Below are 12941 nucleotides of genomic sequence, written 5' to 3'. Positions count from 1 at the left end.
TCCCAAGGCAAGCAAGCCTGCCGGCAACGGCTGCCAGCCCGCCTCGGAATCCACTCCGAGACCGCGCATGCAACCTGTCCGCAACACCCTGGCCCTTGCCCTGCTGCTCGCCATTCCGGCCGTCGCCGTCTCCAACGAGGCCACGCCCGACGGCAGCGCCCCCTCCCTGACCACCGCCGCGACCGGCGTCGCCGCCGCGAACGAATTCGACCGCATCGTCGTCACCGCCACGCTGACGCAGCGCGCGCTGGACGACGTGCCGAACGTCGTCACCGCGATCGACCGCGACGAGATGGACCGCCAGCTCGTGCGCGATCTGAAGGACCTGTTCCGCTACGAGCCCGGCATCAGCGTGTCGAGCGGTTCCGGCCGTTTCGGCGGCCTGGGCGACATCCGCATCCGCGGCCTCGGCGGCAATCGCGTGCGCATCGAAACCGACGGCATCGCCGTGCCCGACGCGTTCTCGATCGGCAGCTTCTCGAATGCGAACCGCAACTTCGTCGACCTCGACACGCTGAAGGCCGTCGAGGTCGTGCGCGGACCGGGCAGCGCGCTGTACGGCTCCGACGCGCTCGGCGGCGTGGTCTCGTTCGTCACCAAGGACCCGTCGGATTACCTGGCGGAGGGCAAGGACGCCTACTTCGGTATGAAGCTGGGCTACTTCGGCGAGGACAACGGCCTGTTCGGCGGCGCGACCACGGCGTTCGGCGGCGATCGCTGGTCGGGCCTGGTCGTGGTCGGCCATCGCCAGGGGCAGGAACGCGAGAACATGGGCGGGAACCGCGGCACCGGTTCCTCGCGCACCGCGCCGAACCCGCAGGAATACGACGGCCGCAGCCTGTTGACGAAGCTGGTGTTCGAGCCGGACGGGAACCAGCGCTTCAAGCTCACCGTCGAAGGCAACGAGGACAACGTCGACACCGACGTGCTCACCGCGCTGGGCGATACCACGATGATGCCCGGCATGTCGCCGTCGGTGCGCGTGGCCTCGCAGTCCGGCCAGGACACGCAGACCCGCGCGCGCATCGCGTTCGCGCATGAAGCCGATGCGCTGGGCGCGGCGTTCGCCGATTCGCTGCAGTGGCAGGTCTACCGCCAGGACAGCGAAACCACGCAGCGCACGCGCGAGGAGCGCGCCATGCTGGCCGGCGGCGTCGCGGCCAACCCGGTGCTGCGCGAGCGCGAATTCAACTTCGACCAGCGCCTCACCGGCTTGGACGCCGTGCTGCACAAGGACATCACCGGCGGCGCCGTCGACCATGCCATCACCTACGGCGTGGAGCTGACGCGCACCGAATTCCGGCAGAAGCGCGACGGCCGCGCGACCAGCCTGCTCACCGGCACGGTGACCAACGTGATCTCGCCCGACACCTTCCCCGTGCGCGATTTCCCGGTGAGCGAAACCACGCAGGCGGCGTTGTTCGTGCAGGACGAGATGTCGTTCGCCGAAGGCGCGTTCCGGCTGATCCCGGCCGTGCGCGTGGATTACTACAAGCTCGAGCCCAAGCCCGATTCGATCTTCGCCGAGGACAACCCCGGCGTCGAAGTCGCGGAACTGAGCGAAACCAGCGTGTCGCCGAAACTCGGCGCGGTGTGGCATTTCAGCGAGGACTGGTCGCTGTTCGGCGGCTACCAGCACGGCTTCCGCGCACCGCCGTACAGCGACGTCAACCTGGGCTTCACCAACCTGCAGTTCGGTTACACGGCGATTCCGAATCCCGACCTGAAGCCGGAAAAGAGCGACGGCGTCGAACTGGGCCTGCGCTTCTCCAACGAAGCGGTGTACGCGGAGGTTTCGGCGTACTACAACCGCTACGACGATCTCATCGAATCGTCGGTGCAGGTGAGCGCGCCGCCGGCATCTGAACTGATCGTGTTCCAGTCGCAGAACATCGAGGACGCGGAGATCCACGGCGTGGAGGCGCGTGCCGGCGTGGACCTGCGGGCGATCAGCGATGCGCTGGCCGGCTGGTCGATCAGGGGCGCCGCGTCGTGGGCGAAGGGCGAGGACCGCACGACGAACGATCCGCTGCCGTCGATCGATCCTCTGCGCGCGACCCTCGGCGTCGCGTACGACGCGCAGGGCTGGGGCATCGAACTCGCCGGCCGTTTCGCCGGGCGCAAGGACGAACTGCCGGCGGACAATCAGTTCGAGGTGCCGGGCTACGGCGTGCTCGACCTGCTCGCGCACTGGAACTTCGCGCCGGGCGCGGTGTTCGACGCCGGCGTGTTCAACCTCGCCGACCGCAAGTACTGGGACGCGGCCGACGTGCCCGCCGGCACGCTCGCGTCGAGCCGCGTGGTCGATCGCTACACCAGCCCGGGCCGCAGCGTCGGCGTCAGCCTGTCGGTGAGCTGGTGAAGCTCACGTTCCTCTCTCCAACCTTCAACATCGAGCCAGCCATGAAGCTCCGCACGCTCGCCCTTCCGATGGGCCTCCTTCTCGCCGCCGCCCCGCCGGCGGCCTTCGCCGACGCTGCGCGCGATCGCGAGTCGATCCTCGCCATGCAGGGCGAGTACATCGTCGATTTCGCCTTCGATGAAACCGTGCTGCTGCAGCCCGGCTACGAACGCCATCCGGCGATGCGCAGCGGCGGCAACGAGACGGTGATCGTGGTGGAGGATTCGCCGACCAAGGTCGTCCTGCAGCACATCCTCGTGGACGAGAAGAGCGGCCACGTGACCAAGCACTGGCGGCAGGACTGGACGTTCGAGGCACCGACGCGCTTCGAGTTCAGCGCCGACCAGACGTGGCAGGTGCGGGCGATCCCGGCCGATCGCACGCGCGGCGCATGGACGCAGTGCGTGTACGAGGTGAGCGACGCGCCGCGTTACTGCGGCACGGGCCCATGGACCTACGACAACAACGTGCCCACGTGGACCAGCGACGTGAGCTGGCGCCCGCTGCCGCGTCGCGAGTACACCAGGCGCAGCGACTACAACGCCATCAGCGCGGTGAACCGCCACACGCTCACGCCCAACGGTTGGACGCACGAGCAGTTCAACACCAAGGTGCTGCGCAAGCCCGACGGCACGCAGGTGGAACTGGCGCGCGAGTTCGGCTTCAACGATTACCGGAAGACCACGGAGGTCGACTTCAAGCCGGCCTATGCCTACTGGAACGCGACGAAGGACTACTGGGCGAAGGTGCGCGCGCGCTGGGAGCGCTTCCTCGGCCAGTCGCCGGGCGTGCACCTGAGGACGAAGGTCGACGGGATGGCGATGATCATTCCGCTGTTCGAGCAGGCCGGCTCGCTGGAGAAGGGCGGCAAGGTGCGCGACGCGCAGATCGACGCGGTGTTCGACAAGTGGGTCGAGCGCGCGCCGGTGGAGGCGGCGGCGCGGCGGTGAGCACGGCTTCGTACTGACCGGCCGGACTCGGCAGAGCTTTTGCAGCCCGGGGGAAGGCCGCAGGCCGCACCGGGGCAACGTCGCCGCGAGGCACAACCCGGGTGCGCTTCGCTTACCCGGGCTACGAGAGCTGATCAATCTTTTTCGGCAGCGCGGTGATTCGCCGACGCGAGCAGCTTTTGTAGCCCGGGTAAGGCCGCAGGCCGCACCCGGGGCAATGTCGCCGCGACGCACAACCCGGGTGCGCTTCGCTTACCCGGGCTACAAGAGCCGGGTCAATCTTTTCGGCAGCACGGTGACTCGCCGACGCGAGCAGCTTTTGTGCCCGGGTAAGGCCGCAGGCCGCACCCGGGGGCAACGTCGCCGCGACGCACAACCCGGGTGTGCTTCGCTCACCCGGGCTACAAGAGCCGGGTCAATCTTTTCGGCAGCACGGTGATTCGCCGACGCGAGCAGGGCGCCCTCCCTCACCCCAACCCCTCTCCCGTGCTTGCGGGTGAGGGGCTCTTTCGTTGGTCGTCAGAGCGATATCACGAATCCGATCATTCCCTCCGGCGGCTCCGGTGGAGCCGGCGGCGCGGGCGGCGTCATCGCCAGCGGTGGCTTCGGTGCGGGCGGCGGGGGCGGTGCCGCGGGCGCGGCGGGCGCAGCAGGAGCCGCCGGTGCCGCCGGCGCAGGCGGTGCCTTCGGCGGCAATGGCGGAACCGGCGGCTTCGGGATGCGCAACATCGCGGTCTTCGGCACGGTGATCTGCGTCGTCGCGCTCTTGCGGTCGCGCAGGTAGGTGATGCCCACGCGACTCTGCTCCGGCTTGTCGCGCAACGCGGCCATCGCCTCGCGTGGGGAATTCACCGGCTTGTTGTCGATGCGCTGGATCACGTCCCCGGCCTGCAACCCGGACAATTCCGGCCCGGTGCTGAGCACGAGCACGCCGCGATCGGTGCCGAAATAACGACCGAGCTGCGCGTCCACCGTCGCAAGGTTCAGGCCGTTCCAGCGGAACGCCTCCGACAGCAGCGGCAGGCGGCAATCGCCCTCGTCGTCGTCGCAGTCCAGGCGGATGAGTTCGCTGCGCACCTGCGGTGCGACGATCGGCATCGGTGCGGCCAGCGGATTGCCGTCCGCATCGCGCGCGACCAGCAGGCGGTCGCCGAGCTTCGGCGTGGCGCGCGTGGTCGCGGCGCGGCCGCCGCGCGTGTAGGCGAGGGCGACGGGCTTGTCGGTATCGAGCGCGCGCAGCCGCAGGCGGGCCTGGGCGAGGCGCTCCTCCGGTTGCGGCTGGTTGAGCCGGTTGCCGTCGATCGCGGTGATGACGTCGCCGGCGCGCAGCCCGGCGTTCGCCGCCGCGCTGTCCGGGGTGACCGCCGCGATGCGCACGCCGCCCCTCGGATCGGGCGAGAGCACCACGCCCAGCACCGGCTGCCGGGCGAAGCGCTTCTCGAACTCGCGCTCGAAACGGGCGCGGTCGAAGTTCGCGTTCTCGCGCGTGAGTTCGGCGTATCGGCGTGCGGCGCGGTTGAGGTCGGCGCGCGCGGCTTCGATCTGCCGCGTGCGTTCGGCGTCCTGCCGCGTGGCGTCGGCGCGCGCGCGCCCGGCATCGGCCTTCGGCGTCTGCGCGCCGGCGGCCATGCCGGCGAGGAGCAGGGCGATCGTCGCGGCCAGTCGCGTCGTGTTGCGGAGGTGGGTCATGGCATGGGTCCTGCGGGTGAGAGGGGTCAATCGACGCTGACCAGCGCGCCGTCGTAGCGCTCGCCGCTGGACACCAGCCAGCGTTGGGTGGTTTCGATGCCGGCGAGTTCGCGCATCGTCGAGACGCGCGCCTGCCACAGCGCGGCGCGATCCGCGTCGGCAAGGCCCGGCTGCACGAGCGAGGCGTCGATGCGGCCGATGCGACGATCGAACTCGACCGCGAGCGCCGCGCCGCTGGCCGAGGCCACGCGGTCGTCGCGCGCGATGGCGAGCAGCGCTTCCAGCTGCGCCGACTCGGCCTGGAGCGCGGCGACCCGTTCGCGCAGCTCGGCGGCGCGCGGATCGGGTGCGGCGTCGTTCGCCGGCGTGCTGGCGATGCGCGGCGTGGCGTCGGAACGCGGCTGAGGTGTCGCGTCTTCGACCGGGGACGTCCCGGTGCTGCGCGGTGCAGGTTCGTCCTCGCCCGCCACACGCGTTTCCGGTCGCTTCGAGGAGGCGATCGGTGGGCGCGAGGTGTCGATCGGCGTGCGCTTGCGCGCGGCCAGCTCGGTCGATTCGCCCGGCGCATCGGCATCGCCGGAGCGATGCAGTGCCGGCATGAGCGCGACCGTGCCTATCGCAGCGGCGCCGATCGCGGCGGCAGCCAGCCACACCGGCCAATGCCGTCGCTGTCGCGCGGCGGGAGCGTCGAGCGCGCGATCCACGCGCTGCCAGCCTCCGGCCGGCGGCGTTTCCATCGGCAATGAAGCGAACGCGCCGCTCCAGTCGGCGGGCGAATCGTTGCGTTCGGTGTCAGGCATGGGCCTTCTCCGGCTCGAGCAGCTCTCGCAAACGGCGACCGCCGCGTGCGAGCTGGGATTTCGAGAAGCTCGGCGTGCGTTGCATCAGCGACGCGATTTCCTCGTGCGTGTAACCCTCGGCGTGGTACAGCCACAGCACGCTGCGGGTCGCGGCGGGTAGGCGGGCGAGCGCGCGCGTCAGGGCGGCGGCATCGGCCGCTGCGGCCGGCAGCGGCCCGGTGTCGACGGCGAACTCGTCGCCTTCCAGCGCCACGTCGTGCTGGTGCCGGCGCTGGCCGCGCAGGCGCATCAACGTTTCGTTCACGGCGATCTGCCGCACCCAGCCCCAGAACGGACTGGCGCCGCTGCCGTTGCCGCTCCCCGCGGCGCCGCGGAAATCGCCGATCTTGTCGAACACCTTCAGCATGGTTTCCTGCAGCACCTCGGCTGCCTCCTCGCGGCCGTCCGGGCCGTGGCCGGCGCCGAGCATCCGCAGCGCCAGGTTGAACACGGGCCGCTCGAAGCGGCGGTAGATCTGCTCGAACGCCGCCCGCTCGCCGGCGCGAACGCGCGCCAGCAACGCCTCGGGGACGTCGATGGCGAAGCTGCTGCGGGGTGCGTCGGTGGTGGGTGGCACGGGCGTGGGCAAGGGCTCGCGTCCTGCGTTTTTTTGGATCGTCCTTCCCCTGGATGCGGGGGCCGCCGAAACCGTCGCAGCGGTCGGCCTATACTCGCCCTGACACGAAGGAGGGGATCATGGGACTGAGTGCGGTGCTGAGCGTCGTCCTGCTGTTCGCGGGCATCATCCTGGTGCTGAAGGCCGTGCGGATGGTGCCGCAGGGGTATGAATGGACGGTGGAGCGGTTCGGCCGCTACACCCACACCATGGAGCCCGGGCTGCACTTCCTGATCCCGATCGTCTACGGCGTGGGCCGCAAGATCAACATGATGGAACAGGTGATGGACGTCCCCAGCCAGGACGTGATCACCAAGGACAACGCGGTGGTGAAGGTCGACGGCGTCGTCTACTTCCAGGTGCTCGACGCGGCCAAGGCCGCCTACGAGGTCGCCACGCTGGAAATCGCCATCCTCAACCTGGTGATGACCAACATCCGCACCGCGATCGGTTCGATGGACCTGGACGAATCGCTGTCCAAGCGCGACGAGATCAACGCCAAGGTGCTGGTCGCCGTGGACCAGGCGACGCATCCGTGGGGCGTGAAGGTCAACCGCATCGAGCTCAAGGACATCCAGCCGCCGCGCGACCTGGTCGATTCGATGGCGCGGCAGATGAAGGCCGAGCGCGAGAAGCGCGCCAACATCCTGGAAGCCGAGGGCCACCGGCAGTCGGAAATCCTGCGCGCCGAGGGGGAGAAGCAGGCCGCGATCCTGGAAGCCGAAGGCAAGCGCGAGGCCGCGTTCCGCGAAGCCGAGGCGCGCGAGCGCCTGGCCGAAGCCGAAGCGAAGGCGACGCAGCTGGTGTCGGACGCCATCGCCGGCGGCAACGTCAACGCGATCAATTACTTCGTCGCGCAGAAGTACATCGAGGCGTTCAAGGCGCTGGCCGAAGCGCCGAACCAGAAGTTCGTGATGATGCCGATGGAAGCCACCGGCGTGATCGGCTCGCTCGCCGGCATCGCCGAACTGGCGAAGCACGCGCTCGGCCCGGAGGCGCTGGAACGCCAGGGCGCCGCGCGCACGATGCCGCCGCCGTCGCCGCGTCCCGGAGGCTGACCGATGCAGTGGAACACCGAGACGATGACCTGGGCGGTGGTGGCGCTGCTGCTGTTCGCCGCCGAGGCGATGGCGCCGGGCGCCTTCATGCTGTGGCTGGGCTTCGCCGCTGCGGCGGTGTTCGCGATCGTGCTGCTCGTGCCCGACGTGCCGTTGCTGGCGCAGATCGCGGCGTTCGTGGTGCTCAGCTTCGTGTCGATCCAGGTGTACCGCAGTTGGTTCCGCGGGCGCGAACCGCGCAGCGACAAGCCCACGCTCAACCGTCGCGCCGATGCATTGATCGGCCGCGTGGTGCCGCTGGAACGCGCCATCGTCAACGGCCTCGGTCGCGTGCAGATCGCCGATGCGTTCTGGGACGTCACCGGTCCCGAGCTTCCGGCCGGCACGGTGGTGCGCATCGTCGGACATCGCGGCATGAGCCTGCTGGTCGAGCCGGCGGTATGACCCGACGCCCGGTCGCGCGATGGCTGCTGGCGGCGGCGCTCTGCGCCGTGGTTGGCCATGCCTGCGCGGACGGGCATCCGAGACTGGTCGGCAGGATCGTGCCGCCGTATCCGGACGGGTTCCGGTCGAACACCGGCAGCTGCGTCGGCATCGGCAGCGGCATCGACGAGTTGTGCGCGCGCAGCATCGCCACGCTCGACGATGCCGAGGATCGAACGATCCAGCTGCTCGCCGCGCAGTTCGTCGACCGCGTCGGCGACGAGCCTCGCTGGCGCGTCACCGACTCGGTGCCGTATCCGGCGCTGCGTCGCGACGAACTCGTCGCCATCGCCACCTGCCAGCGCAACGGCGTCGACGACACCGGCGTGGTGGCGATCATCGACACGGGCGCGGACGGGGCTTCGGAACTCGACATGCTCCCGGCCGTGCGCTGGGCGGTGCGGCTGGACCGTCGCACCGGCCGCTTCCTGCGCGTGCCGCCTTCGAGCGTGCGCTGCTACAACGAAGGCTCCAGCGAATAGGCCACGCGAACAGGTCGCACGACCATGCGCCGGCGTAGGCGGGCGTGCCGAAACCTCCGGCGCCGGGTTCTGGGATAATCGCGGGCTCGCTCCCGCAGACAGGTTTCCCGCGCCATGACCCAGAAGACCATCCTCAACCAGACCCACCGCGACCTCGGCGCCAAGATGGTCGACTTCGGTGGCTGGGACATGCCGATCCATTACGGTTCGCAGATCGAGGAACACCACCAGGTGCGCCGCGACGCCGGCATGTTCGACGTCAGCCATATGACGGTGGTCGACCTCAACGGCGCGAAGGTGCGCGACTTCCTGCGCCGCCTGGTCGCCAACTCGGTCGACAAGCTCAAGGTCCCGGGCAAGGCGCTGTACACCTGCATGCTCAACCCGCAGGGCGGGGTGATCGACGACCTCATCATCTATTACCGGGCCGAGGACTTCTTCCGCCTGGTGGTCAACGCCGCCACGCGCGAGAAGGACCTGGCGTGGATCACCGAACAGGCGAAGGCCTTCGACGTGAAGGTCACCGAGCGCCCGGACTTCGGCATGATCGCCGTGCAGGGCCCGAATGCCCGCGCGAAGGTGCTGGGCCTGCTGCGCGAGGAAGACCGCGACGCGATCGGCAAGCTCGGCAAGTTCGCCGCCGGCGAGGCGAAGACGGCCGACGGCATCGACGTGTTCGTCGCGCGCACCGGCTACACGGGCGAGGACGGCTTCGAGGTCGTCGTGCCGGAAGCGCAGACGGTCGCGTTCTGGAACTCGCTGCTCGCCGCGGGCGTGAAGCCGGCCGGGCTCGGCGCGCGCGACACGCTGCGCCTGGAAGCGGGCATGAACCTCTACGGCCAGGACATGGACGACACCGTCTCGCCGTACGAAGCCGCGCTTGCCTGGACCGTCGCGCTCGACGAAGGCCGCGACTTCATCGGCCGCGACGTGCTCGAGCAGCAGAAGGCCACCGGCGCGCCGCGCCAGATGATCGCGCTGGTGATGGACGAAAAGGGCGTGCTGCGCCACGGCCAGAAAGTGATCACCGAACACGGCGACGGCGAGATCCTGTCGGGCACGTTCTCGCCGACGCTCGGCAAGGCGATCGCCTTCGCCCGCGTGCCGGCCGGCAAGATCGCGCTGGGTTCGGCGGGCAACGTGCGCGTCGACATCCGCGGCAAGGAAGTCCCGGTGCGCGTGGTGAAGTTCCCGTTCGTGCGCGACGGGCAGCCGCAGGACGGCGTGCTGGTCTGATCGCCATGGCCACGCGCGTCGTCGACTACTACTTCAGCCTGCTCTCGCCGTATGCCTGGCTCGGGCATGCGGCGGTGCTGGCGGTGGCGCGCGAGACCGGCGCCACGCTGCGCTACCGGCCGGTGCGCATCTTCGAACTGTTCGATGCGAACGGCGGCCTGCCGCTGGGCAAGCGCGCGCCGGCGCGCCAGCGTTACCGCCTGGTCGAACTGCAGCGCTGGCGCGCGCAACGCGGCCTGCCCCTGAACCTGTCGCCGAAGTTCTACCCGGTCGACATCGCCCTGGCCGACCGCTGCGCGATCGCGCTGGCCGACGCCGGACTCGATCCGTCCGGCTACATGGACGCGGCCTTCCGCGCGCTGTGGTCGGAAGACCGCGACCTCGCCGACCCGACGGTGATCGAAGCCCTGCTCGCATCGCAGGGCTTCGACGCATCGACGGTGATGCGCCAGGCCGGCACCGACGCGGTCGCCGGTCGTTACGCCGACAACACGCGCGCGGCGATCGACGCGGACCTGCCGGGACTGCCGGGTTACGTCCTCGATGGCGAACCGTTCTGGGGCCAGGACCGCGTCGACGCGCTGCGCGACGCCCTGCTGCATCCGCGTGCGCCGTACCGTCCCTCCGAAGGCTTCCGTTGACCGCGATCATTCCCCTGTCGCGTGCTCCAGTCGCCGCCGTTAGACTAGGCGCCGACATCCGCTGTTCCGCGCCCCCGCAAACGTTTCGAGGCTCCCGTCATGAGTGAAATTCCCGGCGATCTGAAGTTCATGAAGTCCCATGAGTGGGCCCGCGTCGATGGCGACGGCAAGGTCACCGTCGGCATCTCCGACCACGCACAGGGCCTGCTCGGCGACCTGGTGTACGTCGAACTGCCGAACGTCGGCGACCGCGTCGAAGCCGGCAACGCCTGCGCCGTCGTCGAGTCGGTGAAGGCCGCGTCCGACGTCTACGCGCCGGTGTCGGGCAAGGTCGTCGCGGTCAACGCCGCGCTGACCGACAAGCCCGAGACCATCAATGAGGACGCCTACGGCGAAGGCTGGATCTTCACCGTCGAGATCGAGGACGGCGACCAGCTCAACGAGCTGCTGGCTCCGGACGACTACGCCGAGCTGCTGGAAGAAGAAGACCACTGAGCCACGAGCGCGCGGCACGCGTCGCGCGGCTTCGCACCTCACCGGAACCGGCCGCCTCGTGCGGCCGGTTTTTTTTCGCTCGGCGCAGGGCGTGTTGCGGGACGTGACGGTCCGGTGAGCGCGGCGTCGTCGATCGACGATGCGCGGGTCTTCGAATGGCGATGGCCGACACGTTCGACGCCATCGTTCGAACCTCCTCGGGTGGTGCGTTCGTCGCGAAGCGGACGAACGACGAACGGCATCGAGTGCATCGCGAAGGTGTCGCCGCGTCGGCCGATGCGCCGCGTGCGAGTGCTTCGGATGGTCGTCGGGCTTCGCGCAATTTCGCGCAAATCGGGTTTGTGCGACGCGAAACGGGGGTGTCGTCCGAAAATTTTTTCGGGGTGCCTCGCATGCCTTCGACGACCGCTTCCCGACGCTTCGATGCACCGGTGCGATCGCGCCATCGAATGCGTCCGGACGTCGATGCGTATTCGCAAACCCCTGAAAAAAAGCCATTTGCGAAATGCGCGTTGGCGGGTCGGCGAACGCGCGGCGATCGTCGTCGTCGTTCGACCCCGCGCTTCGAACACCGGCGACGGCGACGCCATGCCGACCTGCCTGAAAAAAAAATGAGCGAAGTTGTTGACAGTCCGAAAAAGCGTGATTAGGTTTCGCCCAGCAGACGTCTCCTGCGGAAGCGAGTGAGTACAGACAACGCGACAACTCGCGGCACAAAACGGACCTCCGACCGGGCAGTCGAAACGGTGGACGCAGGGTTCGTTTCCCCCGCGAAAACGCGCGCCGTGTACACGCAGGCCAGGCATTCCATCCAACCCGGTCCGCACATCGCGCGCCGGGTTTTTGTTTGCCCGCGGTTGCGGGCGGCACGAAATCCGTTCCGACGCGTTCGCGCGTCGGCGGCTGCTCGCGGGTCCGATACCCGCGGCTTGAGGTTCTACTGGGCGATAGACCTGCAAGACCACTGATCAATGCTGATCAACCACTGACGAGGAGCCATACCATGGCCATGAAGAAAGCTGCGAAGAAAAAGACCGCCGCCAAGAAGGCGACCAAGAAGGTTGCCAAGAAGGCTGGCGCCAAGAAGACCGTGAAGAAGGCCGCCAAGAAGGCGACCAAGCGCCCGGCCAAGAAGGCTGCGAAGAAGGCCACCAAGAAGACCGGCGCCCGCAAGACGGCGAAGAAGGCCACCCGCAAGACCGCCGCCAAGAAGACCGCCAAGAAGACCGCGAAGAAGGCCGCCAAGAAGACCGGCGCCCGCAAGACCGCGAAGAAGGCGACCAAGAAGGCTGGCGCGAAGAAGACCGCCCGCAAGGCTGGCGCCAAGAAGACCGCCAAGAAGGCGACCAAGAAGGCTGCCCCGAAGAAGGCCGCCAAGAAGTCGAGCCGCAAGAAGACCGCCAAGAAGGCGTCCGTGACGGCGATGCCGGCCACCCCGGCTCCGATGATCTAAGAAAGCCCCGAAGACCGTAATCGAGCTCTCTCCCCGCAGCCCAGGCGGGGGGAGAGTTTTTTTTGCGCCGGTGGTTGTGGTTGCGGCGGGTGGTTTCCGTTTGATCGGAATGGTGCGCGCCGCGCTTAGCCCCTTTCCTCGGGAGAGGGGTTGGGGTGAGGGTAGGGGCGTGCGATGCAGTGATGCGGTTGATGCGTGCGCTTTGCGTTCGCGGTCGCCGCCATGCTCTTCAGCGTTATGGCGCCGTGCACTTCGCCCATCCCCAACCCTCCGCTGCATTCGCAGGCGAGGGAGCCTTTCGCAGGCGAGGGAGCTTTTGAGCCCCTCGCCGTCCGGGAGAGGGGACGGGGTGAGGCGCGACGGAGTGATGACGGCTCAGTTCGCGGGATCCCGCTCTCGCAGAGGCGACGAGCGTGGTTCAAACGCCGGTGGATTCCCGCCTTCGCAAGGACGAACCGCGCGAGCGAGGACGCCTACGCAGTCGCCGTGCTCCACATGCGAGAGATGCGAGCGAACTCGTCTGCGCGCCGGCGCTCTCGTAGCCCGGGTAAGCGAAGCGCACCCGGGGTGAGCGTGGCAGGCCCCGGTGCGCTTTGCT

Annotated in this window: 13 protein-coding genes; 9 read left to right on the top strand and 4 right to left on the bottom strand. The window is 68.8% G+C overall.

Translation table 11 applies throughout. The annotated features are described in order from the left end of the window. The first annotated feature begins 67 nt into the window (after positions 1–67). Both AC3ANK_RS14985 and AC3ANK_RS14980 read left to right on the top strand, forming a co-directional pair. Positions 68–2362 carry a TonB-dependent hemoglobin/transferrin/lactoferrin family receptor gene (locus AC3ANK_RS14985; protein WP_206861519.1) on the top strand — a complete coding sequence of 765 codons (2295 nt, stop codon included), beginning with the start codon at positions 68–70 and terminating at the stop codon, positions 2360–2362. Positions 2363–2430: 68 nt separating this feature from the next. Further along, positions 2431–3351, top strand: a complete 921-nt coding sequence (locus AC3ANK_RS14980) for a DUF6607 family protein (protein ID WP_425492583.1) — start codon at positions 2431–2433, stop codon at positions 3349–3351. 519 nt (positions 3352–3870) lie between these two features. Here the strand turns inward: AC3ANK_RS14980 and AC3ANK_RS14975 are convergent. From AC3ANK_RS14975 to AC3ANK_RS14965, 3 genes are read right to left on the bottom strand one after another with little or no spacing between them, the layout of a single operon-like run. Continuing rightward, positions 3871–5040, bottom strand: a complete 1170-nt coding sequence (locus AC3ANK_RS14975; protein ID WP_206861517.1) for a PDZ domain-containing protein — start codon at positions 5038–5040, stop codon at positions 3871–3873. A 26-nt stretch (positions 5041–5066) separates the two neighbouring features. Next, entirely contained in the window at positions 5067–5840 is a 774-nt protein-coding gene (locus AC3ANK_RS14970) for a hypothetical protein (protein WP_206861516.1), read from the bottom strand. Further along, on the bottom strand, positions 5833–6468 hold the full coding sequence (locus AC3ANK_RS14965) for an RNA polymerase sigma factor (RefSeq protein ID WP_206861515.1): 636 nt from the start codon (positions 6466–6468) through the stop codon (positions 5833–5835). The genes AC3ANK_RS14970 and AC3ANK_RS14965 overlap by 8 nt, the downstream gene beginning before the upstream one ends. A gap of 107 nt (positions 6469–6575) precedes the next feature. Between AC3ANK_RS14965 and AC3ANK_RS14960 the strand changes: the two genes are divergently transcribed. From AC3ANK_RS14960 to AC3ANK_RS14930, 7 genes are all read left to right on the top strand, one after another. Further along, positions 6576–7553 (top strand): SPFH domain-containing protein, encoded by a 978-nt coding sequence (locus AC3ANK_RS14960; protein ID WP_206861514.1) that lies wholly within the window; start codon positions 6576–6578, stop codon positions 7551–7553. Positions 7554–7556: 3 nt separating this feature from the next. After that, positions 7557–7997 carry an NfeD family protein gene (locus AC3ANK_RS14955; protein WP_206861513.1) on the top strand — a complete coding sequence of 147 codons (441 nt, stop codon included), beginning with the start codon at positions 7557–7559 and terminating at the stop codon, positions 7995–7997. Further along, the gene (locus AC3ANK_RS14950) at positions 7994–8518 is read left to right on the top strand and encodes a hypothetical protein (protein ID WP_206861512.1); all 525 of its coding nucleotides are present in this window, start codon (positions 7994–7996) and stop codon (positions 8516–8518) included. Before AC3ANK_RS14955 ends, AC3ANK_RS14950 begins: the two co-directional genes overlap by 4 nt. A gap of 114 nt (positions 8519–8632) precedes the next feature. Then, on the top strand, positions 8633–9754 hold the full coding sequence (gene gcvT / locus AC3ANK_RS14945) for a glycine cleavage system aminomethyltransferase GcvT (RefSeq protein ID WP_206861511.1): 1122 nt from the start codon (positions 8633–8635) through the stop codon (positions 9752–9754). A 5-nt stretch (positions 9755–9759) separates the two neighbouring features. Further along, a complete protein-coding gene (locus tag AC3ANK_RS14940; RefSeq protein ID WP_206861510.1) occupies positions 9760–10395 on the top strand; it encodes a 2-hydroxychromene-2-carboxylate isomerase in 636 nt (211 codons plus the stop codon). Between the two features lie 99 nt (positions 10396–10494). Continuing rightward, entirely contained in the window at positions 10495–10890 is a 396-nt protein-coding gene (gene gcvH / locus AC3ANK_RS14935) for a glycine cleavage system protein GcvH (RefSeq protein WP_206861509.1), read from the top strand. A 161-nt stretch (positions 10891–11051) separates the two neighbouring features. Next, positions 11052–11540: a hypothetical protein gene (locus tag AC3ANK_RS14930; protein ID WP_206861508.1), complete on the top strand. Its 489-nt coding sequence runs from the start codon at positions 11052–11054 to the stop codon at positions 11538–11540. A gap of 328 nt (positions 11541–11868) precedes the next feature. On the opposite strand, the gene AC3ANK_RS14925 is transcribed toward AC3ANK_RS14930, so the two are convergent. Continuing rightward, positions 11869–12294, bottom strand: coding sequence for a hypothetical protein (locus AC3ANK_RS14925; protein WP_425492582.1), 426 nt, complete (start codon positions 12292–12294; stop codon positions 11869–11871). Positions 12295–12941 lie beyond the last annotated feature (647 nt).

It is taken from the genome of Lysobacter sp. SCRH-1R (assembly GCF_057747855.1).
This window is presented reverse-complemented; position numbering and strand designations above follow the sequence as displayed.

Bases quoted from the DNA above. Each gene is read 5' to 3' on its own strand.
- AC3ANK_RS14940 (WP_206861510.1), top strand. From the start codon at position 9,760: ATGGCCACGCGCGTCGTCGACTACTACTTCAGCCTGCTCTCGCCGTAT.
- gcvH (WP_206861509.1), top strand. From the start codon at position 10,495: ATGAGTGAAATTCCCGGCGATCTGAAGTTCATGAAGTCCCATGAGTGG.
- AC3ANK_RS14975 (WP_206861517.1), bottom strand. From the start codon at position 5,040: ATGACCCACCTCCGCAACACGACGCGACTGGCCGCGACGATCGCCCTG.
- AC3ANK_RS14970 (WP_206861516.1), bottom strand. From the start codon at position 5,840: ATGCCTGACACCGAACGCAACGATTCGCCCGCCGACTGGAGCGGCGCG.
- AC3ANK_RS14985 (WP_206861519.1), top strand. From the start codon at position 68: ATGCAACCTGTCCGCAACACCCTGGCCCTTGCCCTGCTGCTCGCCATT.
- AC3ANK_RS14930 (WP_206861508.1), top strand. From the start codon at position 11,052: ATGGCCGACACGTTCGACGCCATCGTTCGAACCTCCTCGGGTGGTGCG.
- gcvT (WP_206861511.1), top strand. From the start codon at position 8,633: ATGACCCAGAAGACCATCCTCAACCAGACCCACCGCGACCTCGGCGCC.
- AC3ANK_RS14955 (WP_206861513.1), top strand. From the start codon at position 7,557: ATGCAGTGGAACACCGAGACGATGACCTGGGCGGTGGTGGCGCTGCTG.
- AC3ANK_RS14980 (WP_425492583.1), top strand. From the start codon at position 2,431: ATGGGCCTCCTTCTCGCCGCCGCCCCGCCGGCGGCCTTCGCCGACGCT.
- AC3ANK_RS14960 (WP_206861514.1), top strand. From the start codon at position 6,576: ATGGGACTGAGTGCGGTGCTGAGCGTCGTCCTGCTGTTCGCGGGCATC.
- AC3ANK_RS14950 (WP_206861512.1), top strand. From the start codon at position 7,994: ATGACCCGACGCCCGGTCGCGCGATGGCTGCTGGCGGCGGCGCTCTGC.